This is a genomic window from Thauera sp. AutoDN2, from assembly GCF_051280715.1.
Taxonomy (GTDB): Bacteria; Pseudomonadota; Gammaproteobacteria; order Burkholderiales; family Rhodocyclaceae; genus Thauera.
Window position 1 is genome coordinate 38265 of sequence record NZ_JBNCAR010000024.1, and the last position, 18675, is coordinate 56939.

The window sequence follows — 18675 nt, forward strand, 5'->3', positions numbered from 1 at the left end:
GCACGACGGCAGCCAAAGCTGCCGTCGTTTTCCTGAAGGCCTCGGAGGCTCAAGCCACCTTGCGACGGCGCGCAGCCAGACCCGCCAGGCCGAGGCCCAGCAGTGCCAGCGTGGCGGGTTCCGGAACGGGGTTCACCACCTGGCCGCTCCGCACCGAGAAGAGATACTGCCCTGCGGTCTGCGAATTGAGCGACCCGCTGACCAGCGCATTCGGACCACCATCCAGCAACGCACCATTCACAAGCGAGCCGGCAAACTGGAACGAAGCACCGCTTCCGTTGGTCCAGCCCGCTGCGGCCGAGGTGCCACCGAGACCATTGACGCCACCGCTGGCCTCACCGGTCTCCCACTGGATCGTGTCGTAGTTGAACTCGAAATCGAAGTCGCCCAGCGCAATGTCGGAGCGCTCGGTGATGATCAACTGGAAACTGTTGAGCTTGTCCGTGCGGGCACCGTAGTAGCCCACATCAATCCAGTTCACACCGAACACGTTACGACCCCCAAGGGTGCTCTGGCCGTACTGGACGAGTCCGCTGCCCGTGCCACGGGTATCAACGTCGGCAAAAAAGGGCGCCAGCATGGGCGTGCTGACGCCGGTGATGCCGAACGGGGTGTAGGTTCCCAAAGGACCAGTGAAGGTGGTGTTGCCGTTGTTATTCACATACAGGCTGCTGTATGCGTTTCCGTAGAAGTTCAGGCTGAAACCGATCGACACCAGACCAGTTGATCCATCGTCATTGGCGGCGAGCGTGTTGGTGAAGAGGCTGGAATCGTGGATGGCTGCGGCATGTGCAGTCGTAGTGCCAAGCGCAATCAGCAGCACGATGGAAAGCTTCTTCATTGGGTTGGTCATGTTGGTGGTCCCTGCAATGAGTAAATGAATGGATGGTTATCTGAATCCACAAAGCCCCTATCGGAGCTTCTTTTACTCATATGAAGCAAACTTCATGCCAAAAATGCAGGCTATTGTTTTACATGGAAATCACACCATCCATCGCATCCATGCCGGCCTTTGTGTAAAAAGTTCCGACACCAAGCCTTGCGGCCTGCATGAACGCCGGGGCTTCACCGAGCCGCCATGCGTTCGGCCACGCGCGCGATCATTGCGATGCGCGCGCAGATCTCGAGGGTATGGCTACCGATCGCGGCACAGGCGATCCGCAGTTGCGTGGGCTAGTCGCCACACCCTACGGACACCTGACCCGGATCACTCCCCAGCAATGATGCCTTCGACCACCTTCTTGCCGTCCGAGTACAGCGCCACCTGGCCGTCCTCGAGCTCGACGTTCATGCAGCCGGTGTTGCCCTTAAGCTTGCCGTCCAGCCATTCGCGGCAGTAGCGGCCCTGCTCGTCCACCCACCAGCGTGCCTTGGCACCGGTTGTGTCGGCAAGCGTACCGTCGGTACCGAACTTGAGCGTGTAGGCGGTTTCGGTGCGCAGATACACGCCGATGAAGGTGGCGCCGGTCAGCAGCTTCTCGACCTCGACCTTGTCGGTCATGAAACTCTGCGCCATGGCGCTACCGGATGCGGCGGCAAAGGCGAGGGTGGCGAGCAGGGTACGCACGAGGCTTGCGGGCTTGGTCATCGTGATCTTCCTTATCTTGCTTTGGGGCTTGCGATTGAATGCGAGTCTGTGAGGCCGGATGCGAGCGAAGGTTCAGCCGCGTGCGCCGAGCCTGCCGACCAGGCCGCGCAGCGTCTCCTGCAGGTCGGCGGGCATCACCACGAGCTTGGAACTGCCCGATTCGCCGAGCTTCTCCAGCGCGGCGATGTACTTCTCGCCGAGCAGATACATCATCGGCCCGGCCTGGTCGCCGATGCCGGCCGAGACGCGGCGGATCGACTCGGCCGAGGCCTCGGCCAGCATCACCTGCGCATTGGCGTCTCGTTTGGCGGATTCCAGCCGCGCCTCGGCCTCGAGAATCGCCGCCTGCTTGGCGCCCTCAGCCTTGGTCACCGCGGCCTTGCGCTCGCGCTCGGCCGCGGCCTGCAGTTCCATCGCCTTCTGCATCGACTGCGAGGGCTTGATGTCCTGGATCTCGACCGATTTCACCGTCAGGCCCCAATCGACCGCCTCGTCGGCGATGCTCTCGCGCAACCGCGCCTTGATCTTGTCGCGCGAGGAAAGCGCCTCGTCGAGCTCCATCTCGCCGACGATCGAGCGCAGTGTGGTCATGATCAGGTTGCGGATCGCCTCCGAGAAGTCGGTCACGCCATATACCGCCTTGACCGGGTCGGTGACCTTAACGAAGGCAATCGCGTTCGTCAGGATCACCGCGTTGTCGCGGGTAATGACCTCCTGCTCCTGCACGTCGAGGATGATGTCCTTGGTCACCAGCTTGTAAGCCACCTTGTCGAGATAGGGGATGAGGATGTTGAGGCCCGGCCCTAGCGTGGCGTGATACTTGCCAAGACGTTCGACCACCCACTCTTCGCCCTGGGCGACCAGGCGCACGCCTTTTGCGATGGTGATGACAACGAACACCAGGATGGCGATCGCGATGGCGAGACTTTCATTCATGAACCCGTTTCCTCCGGACTGTTTCGATCAGGCTTTCGCCACCTTGACGTAACTGCCTTCCACGCTCACCACCCGCACCCGCTCACCGGCCGCAATCGCGGTCTCGGACACGCAGGCCCACTCGTCGGCACCCAACACCGGACGCTGAAAGCGCACCTTGCCGCGCTCAAAGGGCGCAACCGCATTCACCAGCAGGCCGATCTCGCCGATCACTTCGCCCGCCGCCGTGCCGATCAGGGTCTTGAAGCGCGCTCGCCGCGCCACGCTGAACCACAGGACCGTCATCGCCATCGACGCGATGACCCACGCTGCGATCTGCTTCGACAAAGCCAGGTCGGGCACGGCAAGCAAGACCAAGCCGGCGAGCATCGCGCCGAGCCCGAACCAGATGATGAAGAAGGAGGGCAGGGCAAGCTCGAGCAGCACCAGCGCGAGGCCGGCAATCTCCCAGTGCCACCATTCAAGAGTCATCGCATTATCCATGGGTCAGACTTTAACGCAGCTGGAGCGACAGTTGGCTTGCAAGCATCGCACTGCGCAGTGGGAAAGCTGTGGTGAAGCAGGGCAGCGAATTGTGGACAAGTCACTGAAACCGCCCAAGCAGAATTTTCATCAACAAAGCATCCTGCCGTGGACGAGGGGGTTTTCAACCGCTTTTCGAGAGACTCAAATCGTTGATCGATATGATGAAAATACGGTTATCCACAGAAAAACGGGGTGTACTGTCTTTATGATCTTTTAAATCTTTAAATATTGTGTACACCCAGAAGCAAACCACCCGGCGCGCTGCCAGGTCGTCTGTTCGCTATCCCAACCGCTGTGCTCAGAACGGAGGATCGTCTGTCTCAACCGCTTGTTCGACAGGTTTCAGGGCCTGCAGGCGGGGCAGTTCAGCGCTAGGCATGTGGCCTTCCTGTGCTGTCGCAGCGATCTCGCCGCCCAGTGCAGCCACCACGGCAGGAAGCAGATGGGCGAGTTCGCCGGTCATCAGCGCAAACTCTGCGTTGAACAGCGCCTCGGCGTCATCCTTGTCGCCATCGCCAATCTGGTCACGCACGATGTCGAGGAAATCGAGGCGCTTGATCTCGAGCTTCTCGGTCAGCACGAAGCTGATGCGGTCGTCGAAGGTCAGCGCAAGTCGGGTGGGCAGCTTGCCGGCTTCGAGGTGGCCCTTGACCTCCTCACCCTCGAGCGGATGCCGCACGTAGCGCACTGCGGCCTTGTCTTCGGCCACCGAACGCAGCTCGCAGTCCTGGTCGATCGTGAAGCCCTCTGGCGGCTCACTGCCGGCCAGCCAGCCGGCCATTGCCGACGTCGGCGACAACTCGGTACGCAGCAGGGTCAGGGGCAGGCTGTCGAGCGTGTGGCGCAGTTGTTCGAGCACGTCCTCAGCCTTGCTCTGGCTGGCGGCATCGACGAACAACCATCCGTTGATCGGATCGATCCAGGCGAACATGCGGCGGCGGCGGGTGAAGGCGCGCGGCAGCAGTTCCTGCGTCACTTGTTCGCGCAGCTCCTTCATCTGCTTGCGGCCGAGCTTGTAGCCCTGCTGCTCGGCCAGCTCTTCGGCGCGCTCATCTGCTTCCTGCTTGACCACCGCAGAGGGCAGCAGGCGGTGCTCGAAGCCCAGGCAGATCAGGAACTGACCGCCGATGGCGTGCACCAGCACCTCGTTACCGAGTGGCGACAACCAGCCACGACTCTCCATGTCCTGGCTGCCGCAGGGGTGAAAGGGCTTCTTTGCGAGCTGCTCCTCGAGGCGCTCGGCGCTCATGTCCCACGGGACGGGAAGGCGATAGATCTGCAGATTCTTGAACCACATGTCGGGAGGTGTTTCCTGTTGATGGAGTTTCGGGTCCGGGCCAGACGCTACTGCGCCTGCCCGCGGGATTGGGCGATCATCCGGATCACGCGCACGGTATCGAGGTCGGACTGGTGGTACGCCGAGCGCACGAATTGCGCGTAACGCCCCTCCTCACCGCCTTCCGGCAACGAGGTCTGGTAGGCGAAACGCAGGAAGAAGGCGCCGGGCTCGGGTTCCTCGATGGTGATCACCAGACTGCCGCCGGGGTGTTCCTCATTGGCTTCGGATTCGAAGCGCATCCAGTGCAGCGGATCGAAGGTGACACAATCGCGGATGATGGCGCTGCCGAAGTGCAGGTCGCGCACGAGGCGGTCTTCGCTGCGCTCGATGATGTGGCAGGCCTCCAGGCCGGGCAGGAAGATGCACGCATCCTCTGCGCGGCACAACAGGCCGAACCACAGCTCTTCGCGTGTGAGCTGCATCTGCAGCGGGTTGGCGAGATCATTGACCTCGATCAGGTGTTCGAATTTCAAGGCGGTCTCCTGAGCGGGCAGGGCGGCAGTTTACCCGCGGATGCCTGCACCCGGGATAACATGCGTGCCATGCAACTCGAACGCCTCCTCCATGCCCAGGGCTTCGGCAGCCGCAAGGAATGCCGTGCCCTCATCCGTGCCGGTTACGTCAGCGTCGCCGGCGAAGCCTGTGAAGATCCGTATGCCGAATTCGATGCCGGCAGCACCGATGGCTCGTCCGGTCTCGCATTCCGCGTCGGCGAACAGGACTGGCGCTTCCGCGCCCGAGCCTATGTCGTCCTCCACAAGCCGGCCGGCTATGAGTGTTCGGCCAAGCCGACCTTCCACCCTTCGGTCTTCACCCTGCTGCCGCCGCAACTGCAGGAACGCGGCGTACAGTGCGTAGGCCGCCTAGACCAGGACACCACCGGGCTGTTGCTGCTCTCCGACGACGGGCAGTTCATCCACCACTGGAGTTCGGGCAAGAAGCGCACGCCCAAGGTCTACGAAGTCACCCTGAAGCATGCGGTCGAGCAGGCCTTTGCAGATTGCCTGCTCGGCGGCGTCGAACTGCATGACGAGCCTGCGCCGATCGCCGCAGCGGCCTGCGAGCTCACCAGCCCGAACACGCTGCGCCTGACCCTCTGTGAAGGCAAGTACCACCAGGTCAAACGCATGGTCGGCGCTGCCGGAAATCGTGTGGAGGCCCTGCACAGAAGCCGGGTGGGAGGGCTGGACCTGCCTGCCGGGCTTGCGCCAGGGCAGTGGCGATGGCTGGAGGCGGACGACCTCGCCCGCCTCGCCGACTACGCTTGAAGACTGGAGGCACCTAGAAGCGCATCTCCAGGTTCATGCCGACCGCCCAGGATTTGTCGCGCTCGCGGTTTTCTTCATCGTACTGCGGCCAGTAATGGCCGACGATGAGCTCGCCGATCAGCCATTCGCGATAAACCGGTTGCGTCCACTTCATCCGCACACCGTATTCGCCGACGGCTTCCTGGGCACCCGTTTCACCGGTCGCCACCAGTTCGCCCGAAAGCAGGCGGTCGTCACCAAAGCGACGGAACAGACCCAGGCTGCTTCCCCAGGCGAAACCGTCGGTCTTCTGGGAGATGGTTGCTGCGTTCTGCCAGTGCAGTGAGAGCGTCGGCGTGAAGGCGTGCTCGTAATCGAGTGCGGTCGTGGAACCGAATTTGTGCGAGGTATTCCAGAAAATCGTCTCACGGAACTCGATGCGATCCTGTTCCGACACGGCCCACTGCTTGCGGTAGCGTGCCTGGGTGTAAAACTTCAGCCCGCCGCGCACGCCTGCCCGCAAATCGACGTCCCTGCGCAACGCAAGCCCCAACCCTGCAAAGCCGGTCTGATCTTCCCGCCTGCGCTCCTCGAGCAGCAACTGTTCGCGTGTGAATGCTTCAGCCTGGTCGGTCACGAGCTCGTCCTCGTTCTGCCGCCCGATGAAGACGTATGCCTTTTCGCGCAGGTTGGGCAAATCGAAGCGGGCCCGGAAACGCACGTTGGTATCCCAGCCTTCGTCCTGCCGCCAGAGATTACGCAGACCCAGGCGTCCGTTGGTGACCCGGCCGCCATCTTCGAAGGGGCGATCGCCGAACCAGTCGTTCACCGTTTCTCCCAGCCACAGCGAGAACCCTCTGACCTGGGTCCGCGTGGTATCCAGAATCCATTCCTCCTCAGCGGCTTGCGGACTGACGGTATTGGCATGCTGTTCCGCCAGGCTCGTGAGCGGTGCGATCAACAGCAGTACCAGTGGTAGGGCATGTCGTCTTGCCACGGTAAACCTCTCCTTCCCGGCAACGGTTTCGTTGCAGGCTAGATGTTTGCGGACCGAGTGCCCGCTTCTGCGAACGATTTTACCCGCAAGTACATGAGCCCGCCCGCGCCTTACGGCGAGCGCAGTTTGTTCTTCTGTTTATTTATTGATTTAAACAACAATAAAGTTAACAGTACCCAAAAATCTGTGGATAAGTATCTGCACACCTTGTTTCACCTGCATTTAACCCCTGGAGGAAGTCGGTGGGAAAGGCTTTGGACGGCTGTGGGGGAATTGTCGATGAATTTTGCTAGATGTCGTTTTTGGCCGCTTGTCCACAAGCTTTCAAGCGCTCGCTCCCAGGATTGTTCAAGATATGACTGTTGCTGCTGCGTCACCCCGCCCGGAATGGGAGATTTTCTGCCAGGTTGTGGATAACTTTGGGGATATCGGCGTGTGCTGGCGGCTGGCTCGCGATCTGGCCGCGCGCAGGCTCGGCGGGGTGAGGCTCTGGGTCGATGACTGGGCGGTCCTGCAGCAGATCTGCCCGCCCGCAGCGGACGTCGATCCGCGGGCAGGCAGCGTGATCGACGGGGTGGAGGTGCGCGGTTGGGGGGCATCGTTCTCGCCCCTGGCGCCCGGCAGGGTCGTGGTGGAGGCCTTCGCCTGCGAGCTGCCGGTGTCCCAACTCGAGATCATGGCTGCGCAGAGCAGTCCGCCGGTGTGGATCAATCTCGAGTATCTCTCTGCCGAGGCTTGGGTCGTCGGGTGTCACGGCATGGCTTCGCCTCATCCGCGACTGCCGCTGGTGAAACACTTCTTCTTCCCGGGGTTCGATCCTCGCGTGGGGGGGCTGCTGCGCGAGCCCAGCTTGCTACAGCGCCGCGATGCGTTCGTGAAGGATCCAGTGGGCCGACTCGCCTGGCTGCGGGAGCGTGGTGTGGATACTGACCCGCAGACCCTGCGGGTGTCGCTCTTCGCCTACGAGCAGCCGGGCCTGGGGGAACTCATCAGCTGCTGGACCACCGGAGCGCGCCGCATCAGCTTGCTGGTGCCCGTCTCACGTGTTCTGGCGGATGTCGCTGCCGGGCTGGGCTGTCCCGCTCCAGAAGCAGGCGCGCACATCCGGCGCGGTAGTCTGGATGTCCATGTACTCCCCTTCACGGATCAGGATGGCTACGATCGGCTGCTCTGGGCGAGCGATCTCAACTTCGTGCGCGGCGAGGACTCCTTCGTGCGCGCGCAGTGGGCGGCTCGTCCCTTCGTCTGGCAGATCTACCCGCAGGCCGATGCCGTGCATCATGAGAAGCTCGATGCCTTCCTTGCGCTCCATCGGCCAGGTCTGCCTGCGGCAACCGCTGACGCACATGCAGCGTTCTGGCGCGCCTGGAACGCTTGCCCGGGTGAAGGTATTCGACCCGCACGCGCCTGGCCCGCATTTGCCGAGGCCCTCCCGGTGCTCTCCGAACACGCGCGGAGCTGGTGTGTCGCGCAGGCCGCCCTCCCCGACCTCGCAGACAACTTGACAAAATTCTGCTCCCACATCCGCCAAAGCCCGCGGTAGAATCGCGGGCTAAATTTTTCAAGCACATGCGGCCGCTCGCCGCAGCGATCAATTCGGGAAACAGCATGAAAACCGCTCAGGAACTCCGCTCGGGCAACGTCATCATGGTGGGCAGCGACCCGCTCGTGGTGCAGAAGGCCGAATACAACAAATCCGGCCGCAACGCTGCGGTCGTGAAGATGAAGCTCAAGAACCTGCTCACGGGCGCTCCGTCCGAGTCGGTGTACAAGGCGGACGACAAGTTCGAGGTCGTGGTGCTGGAGCGCAAGGAAGTCACCTACTCGTACTTCGCAGATCCGATGTACGTGTTCATGGACGCCGACTACGAGCAGTACGAGGTCGAAGCCGACAACATGACCGACGCCCTCAAGTACCTCGAGGACGGTCTGCAGTGCGAAGTCGTGTTCTACAACGGCAAGGCGATCTCGGTCGAACTCCCCAACAGTGTGGTACGCGAGGTCGTCTACACCGAGCCCGCCGTCAAGGGCGACACCTCGGGCAAGGTCATGAAGCCGGCCCGCATCTCCACCGGTTTCGAGCTGCCGGTGCCGGCCTTCGTAGAGATCGGCGACAAGATCGAGATCGACACCCGCACCGACGAGTACAAGAACCGCGTCAAGTAAGCGCGCCTTACGTCGATCGCTGCAATGGGCCCGCAAGGGCCCATTTGCTTTCTGGATGTTGCAGCGTGAAATCTGCGCATTGTTTTGCTGTCGGGATTCGGTAAGCTCACCCCATTCGCCGCTTCCTGCTCCGTCTGACAATGCTCATGAAACCGCTGTCCCTGCTCGTTCCCATTCTGTCGCTGGCGATTCTTGCAGCCTGTTCGGCCGAACCGCAACAGGCGCCTGCGCCCGTCAAGGAAGCCACGCCCGAGGCCCCTGCTGCGGAAGCGGCGCGGGAGGATGCGGCGGCGGCCCGCCAGAAGGCGGCGGATGCCGCTCGTGAGGCGCTGCAGAAGGCTGGCGAGGCTGCGCGCAAAGCTGGCGAGGCGGGTGCAGCCACCGTGCAGGCGGTCGTCGAGTCAGCCGAGGGGGCGATTCGTGACAGCGGACCTGCAGGTGAGGGCGAGTCCGCCACCGGTGCTCAGACGGTACGCGATGCGAAGGAGGCTGCCGAGCAGGCGGCTCACCGCATCGCAGAGGCTACGCGCGATGCTGCGCAGCGTCTGAGGGAAGTCGGCAAGGGGGCGATCGAGAGCGTACGTCCCAGGCCCGACGGGGAGTTGGGTGAACCGGCGCCGGTAGAGGAGCGTACCTTGCCGGAGGCAGAGGCCGAAAAGGGCAGTTCGGAGGAGTGATGTCCGCCGCGATGCGGCAAGTGGGGATGGCGGCAGCGCTCGGACGCGTGCTGGTCTTTCTCGCCCTGTTTTTTCCCTTGCCTGTCTGGGCGAGCGGCGATGCAGAAGCTGCTTCGCCGCTGGTGCTTCCACCGCCAGGAGAGCTTCAGGTTTTCGTTCGCGATGGCTGTCCGCATTGCGCCGACGCGAAGACTTATCTGGACGAACTCCAGCGCATCCGCCCCGATCTTCGCATCGTGTTACGCCAGGTCGATCGCGATCCCGCTGCGCGTGACGTCCTCGTCGCGATCAGTCAGGCCGTCGGTGCCTGGCCGCCCGGGGTGCCGACCTTCGTGTATGGCACGCAGGTACTGGTCGGATTCGACGACGCGGCGCACACGGGCTCGGAACTGGAGCGGCTGATCGAGGCCTTGCCGCCGCCACCGCGCGACCGGTTCGAATCTGCGCTGTTCGGCACCCTGAGCGTCAGCGAACTAGGACTGCCACTGTTCACGCTCGCGCTCGGCCTGCTCGATGGCTTCAATCCCTGTGCGATGTGGGTGCTGCTGTTCCTGCTCTCGCTGCTGGTACGGCTGAAGGACAGGCGGCGCATGGCCCTGGTGGCCGGCACCTTCGTGCTCGCGAGCGGTGCGGTGTATTACGCCTTCATGGCGGCGTGGCTCAATGTCTTCCTGTTCGTCGGCATGACCGATGCGCTGCGCATCGGCCTGGCCGGGCTGGCAATGGTGATCGGTTTCATCAACGTGAAGGATTTCGTGGCGTTCGGCCGCGGCGTGTCGCTGTCGATCCCCGAGTCGGCGAAGCCCGGCCTCTATGCGCGGGCACGCGCGATCCTGAAGGCCGAGTCGCTGCCCGCCTCGCTCGCCGCGGTGGCGGTGCTGGCGGTGGTGGTGAACTTCGTCGAGCTGCTGTGCACCGCAGGGCTGCCGGCGATCTATACCGCGGTGCTCACCCAGCATGACCTGTCTGCGCTGGCGCATTACGGCTACCTCGGCCTCTACATCCTCGCCTACCTCGCCGACGATGCGCTGATGGTCGGTTCCGCGGTGCTGGCGCTGGGCAGCGGCAAGCTCACCGAGCGCGGCGGGCGCATTCTGAAGCTGCTGTCCGGTGCGGTGATGCTGGCGCTCGGGCTGACGATGCTGGTGCGCCCGCAGTGGCTGATGTAGGCCCCGGATCGTTGCCCGCAGGGGAACCTTTCACCCCTGGACATGAGTCGGATGCCGGTCCGCGCCTAGAATGGCGTCTTGTGTCCGAGCCTTGCCTCCCATGTCTGCCTCCGTCACCCGCTATACCCCGGTCGATGCCCCCGCCCCGATCGCCGACGCCATCCGCATCCGCGGTGCGCGCCAGAACAACCTGCGCAACCTGTCGCTCGACCTGCCGCTGAACCGCCTGACGGTGGTGACCGGCGTGTCCGGTTCGGGGAAGTCCTCGCTGGTATTCGACACGCTTTATGCCGAGGGCCAGCGGCGCTACGTCGAGACCTTCTCGCCCTACGCGCGCCAGTTCCTCGACCGCATGGACAAGCCGCAGGTCGATCGCATCGAGGGTGTGCCGCCGGCGATCGCGATCGACCAGACAAACCCGGTGCGCACCTCACGCTCGACGGTGGGCACGATGACCGAGCTCGCCGACCACTTCAAACTGTTGTATGCGCGCGCCGCGCACCTGCATTGCCGTTGCTGCGGCAAGCCGGTACGCCGCGATTCAGCGGTCAGCATCGCCGCCGATCTGTGCGCGCGCGCTCAGGCGGAAGGCGACCCGCGCCTGGTGGTGTGCTTTCCGGTGCCGGTGCCGTCCAACTTCAGCGAGGCGGAGGTGACCGGCCTGCTCAACGCGCAGGGCTACACCCGCATCCAGGAACGCATCGCCGGTGGCGGCCCCGAGGGGCAGGATGTGCTGCAGGTGGTGCAGGACCGCTTTCGCGCGTCGAACGCCGAGGATGCGCGTCTGGCCGAGGCGCTGGAGTCGGCCCTGCATCGCGGTCATGGCCGGCTGTCGGTGTATGCCTCGGGCGAGGGCGTGAAGTCGGAAACAAGGAACGGGACGGGGACACCGGGCGAGGCGGTGTGGCGCTATTCGTCCGGCCTGCATTGCGCCGACTGCGACATCCATTACTCGGACGCCACGCCCGGCCTGTTCTCCTTCAATTCGCCGATCGGCGCCTGCGAGACCTGCCGCGGCTTCGGGCGCGTGATCGGGGTGGACTTCGGCCTGGTGGTACCGGACGAGTCGAAGACGCTGGCCGAAGGCGCGGTGAAGCCCTGGCAGACCGAGAGCTACCGCGAGTGCCAGGCCGACCTCCAGAAGATGGCGAAGAAGTACGGCGTCGCCATGGACATACCGGTGCGCGACCTGCCGCCGGAACATCGTCAGTGGCTGTTCGAGGGCGACCCGAAGTGGAAGAACTGGGACAGCTCGTGGCCGCGCTACTGGTACGGCGTGCGCCACTTCTTCGACTGGCTGGAGACCAAGGCCTACAAGATGCACATCCGCGTGCTGCTGTCGCGCTACCGCAGCTACACGGAATGCCCGGCCTGCCACGGCGCGCGGCTGAAGCCGGATGCGCTGCTGTGGCGGTTGCCGGTGGGTGACAAAGGTCTCGCGATCCACGAGCTGATGGCAATGCCGGTCGATCGCATCCGCGACGCCGTCGCCGCGCTGCACATCCCTGGCGTGTCTGACGAAGCCACCGAGTTGGTGCTGGGCGAGATCCGCAGCCGGCTGAACTATCTTGCCGACGTCGGCCTCGGCTACCTGACGCTCGATCGCCAGTCGCGCACCTTGTCGGGTGGCGAGGTGCAGCGCATCAACCTGACCACCGCGCTCGGCACCTCGCTGGTGAACACCCTGTTCGTGCTCGACGAGCCCTCGATCGGCCTGCACCCGCGCGACATCGGCCGCATCCTCGGCGTGATGACACGGCTGCGCGATGCCGGCAACACGCTGGTGGTGGTGGAGCACGACCCGCAGGTGATGGTCGCCGCTGACGAACTGCTCGAGATTGGCCCCGGCCCGGGAGAGCGTGGCGGCAACATCGTCGCGCGCGGCACGCCGGCCGAGATCGCCGCCAACCCGGACTCGGTGACCGGCCCCTGGCTGGCGGGCAGGAAGCGCATCGACGTCGATCGTCCGCCGCGGCCGGTCGATGACGCCACGCCGCGCATGACTCTGGTCGGCGCGCGCCAGCACAACCTGCGCGACCTGACCGTCGGCTTCCCGCTGCAGCGCCTGACCTGCCTGACCGGCGTGTCCGGTTCGGGCAAATCGACCTTGATCCAGGACGTGCTGTTTCCGGCGCTGGCCAAGCATTTCGGCGAGGCATCCGAATCACCGGGCGATTTCGACCGCCTCGAAGGTGTGGATAAGTTGCGCGGTGTGGTCATGGTCGACCAGTCGCCGATCGGCAAGAGTTCGCGTTCCAACCCGGTCAGCTACGTCGGTGCCTGGGACCCGATTCGCAATCTGTTCGCCGCCTTGCCGGAGGCGAAGCAGCGGGGTTACTCCCCCGGTACTTTCAGCTTCAATGCCGGCCACGGCCGCTGTCCGACCTGCACCGGCTCGGGCTTCGAACATGTCGAGATGCAGTTCCTGTCCGACGTCTGGCTACGCTGTCCGGACTGTGACGGCAAGCGCTACCGCCCGGAAGTCCTTGAACTGCAATGGAATGGGCGTTCTGTCGCGGATATTCTGGAACTGACGGTGCATGAGGCGCTGGACGTGTTCCGCGAACACCCGAAGGTGCTCGCCGCCCTGGCGCCGCTGGCGGATGTCGGTCTCGACTATCTGCGCCTCGGCCAGCCCGTGCCGACGCTGTCGGGTGGCGAAGCGCAGCGTCTGAAGCTTGCCGGCCATCTCGCCGAGGCGGCACAGAGGAAGCCTGTACGCAAAGCCAGGGCTGTGGATAACTTTGTTGGCAAATCTGTTGGCAACGCCGAAAACGCGCCCGAACCCGGTCTGCTGTTCCTGTTCGACGAACCCACCACCGGCCTGCACTTCGAGGACGTCGCCAAGCTGCTGGGGGCATTCGACAAGCTGCTGCAGGCCGGCCATTCACTGATCGTCATCGAGCATAACCTCGACGTGATCGCTGCATCCGACTGGATCATCGACCTCGGCCCGGAAGGGGGTGAAGGCGGCGGCGCGGTGGTGATCGAGGGGACGCCGGAGGTCGTGCGCGGGCATGAAAGCTCGCATACCGGCAGGGCATTGCGGGACTACGCGGCGGAACTGGAGAAGACGCGCACGGCGCCGCGGGTCGCCGCCGAGCCGCGGGTGGAATATCGCCCGGTTGCTGCACCGGCGATAGAGATCCGCCATGCACGCGAGCATAACCTGAAGAACGTCAGTCTGCAGATTCCGCGCGACCAGTTCACCGTGATCACCGGCCTGTCCGGCTCGGGCAAGTCCACGCTGGCCTTCGACATCGTGTTCGGCGAGGGGCAGCGCCGTTACCTGGAGTCGCTCAACGCCTACGCGCGCCAGTTCGTCCAGCCGGCCAGCCGACCCGACGTCGACGGCCTGTTCGGCATCCCGCCCACGGTGGCGATCGAGCAGCGCACCAGTCGCGGCGGGCGCAAGAGCACGGTGGCGACGCTGACCGAGATCCACCCCTTCCTGCGCCTGATGTACGTGAAGCTGGGCACGCAGTTCTGCCCCGACTGCGACGTGCCGGTGACGCCGCAGAGCTTCGAGGCCATCGTCGCCCAGGTCCAGCGCGAGCTGCGTGGCGCGTCCATCGAAGTGCTGGCGCCGCTGGTGGTCAACCGCAAGGGCCTGTACACCGACCTCGCCAAGTGGGCGCGCGGCAAGGGCCACGCGCAGCTGCGCGTCGATGGCGAATACCTGCCCACCGCCAAGTGGCCGCGGCTGGACCGCTACAAGGAGCACAACATCGAGCTGCCCACCGGCATGGTGGTGGTGCAGCCGGAGAACGAGGCCACGCTGCGCGAGTTCGTGCGCCAGGCGCTGGACATCGGCAAGGGCGTGATCAAGGTGCTCGAGATCGGCAAGCTCGGCGCGGTGCCGGTCACCTTCTCCACGCTGCGCGCCTGCCCCAACTGCGGCACCGGCTTCACCGAGCCCGATCCGCGCCTGTTCTCGTACAACGCCAAGCATGGCTGGTGCCCCAAGTGCTACGGCACCGGGCTGAAGACGGCGGCGCGCATCGAGGACCCCGACGCGCTCGACCTCGGCGATGCGGAAGAGGTCATCGTCAGCGACGAGCCCTGCCCCGCCTGCGACGGCGCGCGCCTCAATCCGGTGGCGCGCGCGGTGCGCTTCCGCGACCTCGGCCTGCACCAGCTCGCGGCCCAACCCGTGGACAAGGCTGCCGGCTTCTTCGCCGATCTGGCACTGAACGAGCGTGAAACCGATATCGCGCGCGACCTCGTCAGCGAGATCCGCGGGCGGCTGGCCTTCCTGCAGCACGTCGGCCTCGGCTACCTGGCGCTGGACCGCGCCGCGCCTACGCTGTCCGGGGGAGAGGCGCAGCGCATCCGCCTGGCGGCGCAGCTCGGCTCCAACCTGCGCGGCGTGTGCTACATCCTCGACGAGCCGACGATCGGCCTGCACCCACGCGACAACCGCCTGCTGCTCGACACCCTGGAAGCGCTGCGCGACCGCGGCAATACGCTGCTGGTCGTGGAGCACGACGAGGACACCATCCGCCGCGCCGACCATGTCATCGACCTCGGCCCCGGCGCCGGCGTGCGCGGCGGCCGGGTGGTGGCCGAAGGCCGCATCGACGACCTGCTGGCCGCGCCCGAATCCGCCACCGGCGAATGCTTCCGTCACCCGCTGCAGCATCCGCTGCGACCGCGCCACGCGGTGGCGGACGACCACCCCGCGATCCGCATCGAAGGTGCCAACCTGCACAACCTGCGCGATATTTCGGTGCGCATCCCGCTCGCGCGCCTCATCGTGGTGACGGGCGTGTCCGGCTCGGGCAAGTCCAGCCTGGCGCGCGACGTCATCCACGCCAACCTGCGCGCCCGCCTCGGCGACCCCGAGGCCACCCGCGCCCGCCGACGCGGCCAGGCGCAGCCGGAGGAGGTCGACCAGGCGCTGGTCGGCTGCAAGGGCCTCCACGGCTGGCAGCAGGTCGGCCGCGTGCTGGAAGTCGACCAGACCCCGATCGGCAAGACGCCGCGCTCCTGCCCGGCGACCTACGTTGGTTTCTGGGACGCGATCCGCAAGCTCTTCGCCGACACCTTCGATGCCCGCACCCGCGGCTGGAACGCCTCGCGCTTCTCCTTCAACACCGGCGCCGGCCGTTGCCCGGTGTGTGACGGCGCTGGCCAGACCACCGTCGAGATGAGCTTCCTGCCCGACGTGAAGACACCCTGCGAGGCCTGCGGCGGCGCGCGCTTCAACCCGGAGACGCTGTCGGTGCGCTGGAAGGACAGGACGGTCGCCGAAGTGCTGGCGATGCCAGTGGACGAGGCGGTGAATTTCTTCTCCGCCCACCCCGCCATCGCTCACCCGCTGCAGCTGCTGCAGGACGTCGGCCTCGGCTACCTGACATTGGGCCAGCCCAGCCCGACGCTGTCGGGTGGCGAGGCGCAGCGCATCAAGCTCGTCACCGAACTCGCCAAGGTGCGCCGCCGCCCGGGCGACGCCGAGGACACTGGTGGCGTGCCGCTGCCGGCCGACAAGCACAGCCTGTACGTGCTTGACGAGCCTACCGTGGGCCTGCACATGGCTGACGTGGACAAGCTGATCCGCGTGCTGCACCGCCTGACCGACGCCGGCCACACCGTGCTGGTGATCGAGCACGATCTCGACGTGATGGCCGAGGCCGATTGGCTGATCGACCTAGGCCCGGAAGGCGGTGACGGTGGCGGCCGCGTGGTGGCCGAGGGCCCGCCGGAGGTGGCGATGGCAACGCCGGAATCGCATACCGGATGCCATCTGCGCGAGTTCCTGGCCCAGCGCAAGGCCGGATGATGCAGTGCAGCGGAACCATGGCATGATGTCCTGGTCATGGTTCGTCATGGGCGCCGCTTCTTCCGTGGGAGCGGGCTTGGCCGCCGAACCGGTATCGATGAAGGGAAGAAAGCAATGAACACACGCAAGATCCGCATCTGGGACCTGCCCACCCGACTATTCCACTGGCTGCTGGTCGTGCTCGTGGTCGCCGCCTACGTCACCGGCCAGATGGGTGGCAGCATGATCGAATGGCATGGGCGCGCTGGCGTGGCGATCACCGGCCTGCTCGCCTTCCGCATCGTGTGGGGCATCGTTGGCTCCACCTACGCGCGCTTTGCGGATTTCGTGCCCACGCCCGGCCGCATCGGCAGTTACCTGCGCGGCCAGTGGAACCGGCCCGGCCATAATCCGCTCGGCGCGCTGTCGGTGTTTGCGCTGCTTGCGATCATGATCTTCCAGGCGGTTACCGGCCTGTTCTCGAACGACGAGATCGCCTTCTCCGGCCCGCTGCGCGACCTGGTGAGTTCCGCGACCAGCGACCAGCTCTCGGGTCTGCACAGGCAGAACTACTGGGTGATCATCGTCTTCGTCGCGCTGCATGTCGGCGCGGTGATGTTCTACGCGCTGGTGAAGAAGGACGACCTCGTCAAGCCGATGATCACGGGCGTGAAGGAAGTCGCCGATCCGGCGCACGAGCCCGCCCGTGGCGGTGGCACGGTGGCCTTCATTGTCGCCCTCGCGCTCACCGCAGCTGTGCTTTACTTCGCCACCGGCAGCTTCATCGAGCCGCCGCCCCCGCCGCCGCCCGCGGCGTGGTAAGGACGCGAGGCGGGCCTGCCAGCAAGCTGCCCGACCGCTGCGGTCAACGAAAAAGCCACCCCTGACGCGGGGTGGCTTTTTCGTGTACGCCGACGAGGCTCGTGCCCGCGTCGGCGTGTGCAGGATCACTCCATGCGGTACTTGTCGTGACAGGCCTTGCAGCTGCTGCCGGTGTCGGCGAAAGCCTTCTGCACCGCGGCCTTGTCGCCGCTGGCTGCGGCCGTCGCGAGCGCGGCGGCGTTGGTGTTGAACTCGGTGGCGATCTTGCCGACGTCCTGCATGTTCTCGAAGAATTCGGGCTTGACGCGGGTCTTCACGTTACCGATGTCCTTTTCGGTGCCCGGGCCGTACAGCGCACCCATGCCCGAACCGGCGATGCCGGCGATGGCCGCGGCTGCGGCTTGAACCTGCTGGGCATTGTATTCGCCCTCGAGATTGGCCTTGATCTTGCCCATGTTCCAGCTCATGAAGCTATAGCCGGCCTGACGGTACTTGATCTGGTCCTCAGGTTTGACCTGGGCCGAAGCGGCGGTCGCGAGGGACAGGGAGATGATGCCGAGAGCGATTGCTTTTTTCATGTGGAACCTCCTGGTTCGTTGCTGGAGAAGTCTTCAGTGGTGCCGCGATATGCCGCCCGAACATGCGTTCGCGCTGCAAGGGATGCCTCTGGTCCGGGGCTGTACTGCATACGTATGGCTCATATCACGAGAACCTTATATCAAAATTCATTGATGTGGGTCATGCTTACTCGCCAGAATATTGCTTTTTCGGCCTAAAGCATCCTGCATTTCGGTCGTTGAAGCGGATGTTGATCGATCAGGAAAGGTAAGGTTCCCAAATGAACGTCGGACAGCAAAACTCGACAAAGCGTGTCTCCTCGACGCCGATCTGGCTTCGGCTCACCGGAGTCATCTGGCTGATGATGGTGCTCGCCTTCGGCAGCATGATCGCCTGGGAAACGAAGGTGAACCGCGAGACGGCGATCGATCAGGCGAAGGACTTCGCTGCGGCGGTCAACGAGATGACCATGGCCGGGCTGACCGGAATGATGATCACCGGCACCGTAGGGCAGCGCGACGTCTTCCTTGACCAGATCAAGGAGCTCTCGGTGGTGCGCGATCTGACCGTGTTGCGTGGCGAGGCCGTGAGCAAGGTGTATGGCGACGGGGGCGGCGGCGCGGTAGCGGTCGATGCCGACGAGCGCTCCGCCCTGAGTGAAGGCCGCAGTACCTTGCGTGTAGAACACAGCGCCGAGCATGGCGAGCATCTGCGCGTCGTCATTCCCTCGCTTGCATCGAAGAACTGGCTGGGCAAGGACTGTATCCTCTGTCACCAGACCAGCGAAGGAACCAGGGCAATCGCACCTACTTCGCATAGCCTCATCTAAAATCCCGTTAACTTTCATGACCTTGCGAGGCCTCTGTTCACAACGTCATAAATTGTGTAGT

At 64.5% G+C, this 18675-nt stretch carries 15 protein-coding genes and 1 pseudogene; 8 read left to right on the top strand and 8 right to left on the bottom strand.

Features of this window, described 5'->3' with window-relative positions:
* Nucleotides 1–49: 49 nt before the first annotated feature.
* From ACPT9U_RS12885 to ACPT9U_RS12910, 6 genes are all read right to left on the bottom strand, one after another.
* Nucleotides 50–853 (bottom strand): nidogen-like domain-containing protein, encoded by an 804-nt coding sequence (locus tag ACPT9U_RS12885; protein ID WP_435751224.1) that lies wholly within the window; start codon nucleotides 851–853, stop codon nucleotides 50–52.
* A 354-nt stretch (nucleotides 854–1207) separates the two neighbouring features.
* On the bottom strand, nucleotides 1208–1588 hold the full coding sequence (locus ACPT9U_RS12890) for a hypothetical protein (RefSeq protein ID WP_435751225.1): 381 nt from the start codon (nucleotides 1586–1588) through the stop codon (nucleotides 1208–1210).
* A 72-nt stretch (nucleotides 1589–1660) separates the two neighbouring features.
* Complete coding sequence (locus ACPT9U_RS12895; protein WP_435751226.1) at nucleotides 1661–2524, bottom strand: SPFH domain-containing protein; 864 nt, start codon at nucleotides 2522–2524, stop codon at nucleotides 1661–1663.
* Nucleotides 2525–2551: 27 nt separating this feature from the next.
* Complete coding sequence (locus ACPT9U_RS12900; RefSeq protein ID WP_418365283.1) at nucleotides 2552–2995, bottom strand: NfeD family protein; 444 nt, start codon at nucleotides 2993–2995, stop codon at nucleotides 2552–2554.
* A gap of 352 nt (nucleotides 2996–3347) precedes the next feature.
* Complete coding sequence (locus tag ACPT9U_RS12905; RefSeq protein WP_435751228.1) at nucleotides 3348–4346, bottom strand: recombination-associated protein RdgC; 999 nt, start codon at nucleotides 4344–4346, stop codon at nucleotides 3348–3350.
* A 47-nt stretch (nucleotides 4347–4393) separates the two neighbouring features.
* On the bottom strand, nucleotides 4394–4861 hold the full coding sequence (locus ACPT9U_RS12910; protein ID WP_418365281.1) for an SRPBCC family protein: 468 nt from the start codon (nucleotides 4859–4861) through the stop codon (nucleotides 4394–4396).
* Nucleotides 4862–4921: 60 nt separating this feature from the next.
* Here ACPT9U_RS12910 and ACPT9U_RS12915 point away from each other — a divergent pair, with 60 nt between their 5' ends.
* Complete coding sequence (locus ACPT9U_RS12915) at nucleotides 4922–5656, top strand: 16S rRNA pseudouridine(516) synthase (protein WP_435751229.1); 735 nt, start codon at nucleotides 4922–4924, stop codon at nucleotides 5654–5656.
* A 13-nt stretch (nucleotides 5657–5669) separates the two neighbouring features.
* Here ACPT9U_RS12915 and ACPT9U_RS12920 read toward each other — a convergent pair whose 3' ends face one another.
* A complete protein-coding gene (locus ACPT9U_RS12920) occupies nucleotides 5670–6632 on the bottom strand; it encodes a hypothetical protein (protein WP_435751230.1) in 963 nt (320 codons plus the stop codon).
* Nucleotides 6633–6987: 355 nt separating this feature from the next.
* Here ACPT9U_RS12920 and earP point away from each other — a divergent pair, with 355 nt between their 5' ends.
* The 6 genes from earP to ACPT9U_RS12950 all read left to right on the top strand — a co-directional run bounded on the left by earP (nucleotide 6988) and on the right by ACPT9U_RS12950 (nucleotide 17227).
* Complete coding sequence (earP, locus tag ACPT9U_RS12925; protein WP_435751231.1) at nucleotides 6988–8175, top strand: elongation factor P maturation arginine rhamnosyltransferase EarP; 1188 nt, start codon at nucleotides 6988–6990, stop codon at nucleotides 8173–8175.
* A 65-nt stretch (nucleotides 8176–8240) separates the two neighbouring features.
* Nucleotides 8241–8798 (top strand): elongation factor P, encoded by a 558-nt coding sequence (efp, locus tag ACPT9U_RS12930; RefSeq protein ID WP_418365277.1) that lies wholly within the window; start codon nucleotides 8241–8243, stop codon nucleotides 8796–8798.
* 146 nt (nucleotides 8799–8944) lie between these two features.
* Nucleotides 8945–9475: a hypothetical protein gene (locus ACPT9U_RS12935; protein WP_435751232.1), complete on the top strand. Its 531-nt coding sequence runs from the start codon at nucleotides 8945–8947 to the stop codon at nucleotides 9473–9475.
* Nucleotides 9475–10644, top strand: coding sequence for a glutaredoxin family protein (locus ACPT9U_RS12940; RefSeq protein WP_435751233.1), 1170 nt, complete (start codon nucleotides 9475–9477; stop codon nucleotides 10642–10644). Before ACPT9U_RS12935 ends, ACPT9U_RS12940 begins: the two co-directional genes overlap by 1 nt.
* Nucleotides 10645–10744: 100 nt before the next feature.
* Entirely contained in the window at nucleotides 10745–16426 is a 5682-nt protein-coding gene (gene uvrA, locus ACPT9U_RS12945; protein WP_435751234.1) for an excinuclease ABC subunit UvrA, read from the top strand.
* Nucleotides 16427–16540: 114 nt separating this feature from the next.
* The gene (locus ACPT9U_RS12950) at nucleotides 16541–17227 is read left to right on the top strand and encodes a cytochrome b/b6 domain-containing protein (protein ID WP_435751235.1); all 687 of its coding nucleotides are present in this window, start codon (nucleotides 16541–16543) and stop codon (nucleotides 17225–17227) included.
* Between the two features lie 125 nt (nucleotides 17228–17352).
* On the opposite strand, the gene ACPT9U_RS12955 is transcribed toward ACPT9U_RS12950, so the two are convergent.
* On the bottom strand, nucleotides 17353–17805 hold the full coding sequence (locus tag ACPT9U_RS12955; protein WP_418365273.1) for a c-type cytochrome: 453 nt from the start codon (nucleotides 17803–17805) through the stop codon (nucleotides 17353–17355).
* Between the two features lie 260 nt (nucleotides 17806–18065).
* On the opposite strand from ACPT9U_RS12955, the pseudogene ACPT9U_RS12960 reads away from it, so the two are divergent.
* Nucleotides 18066–18578, top strand: a pseudogene (locus ACPT9U_RS12960) (methyl-accepting chemotaxis protein); the annotation flags it as partial.
* Nucleotides 18579–18675 lie beyond the last annotated feature (97 nt).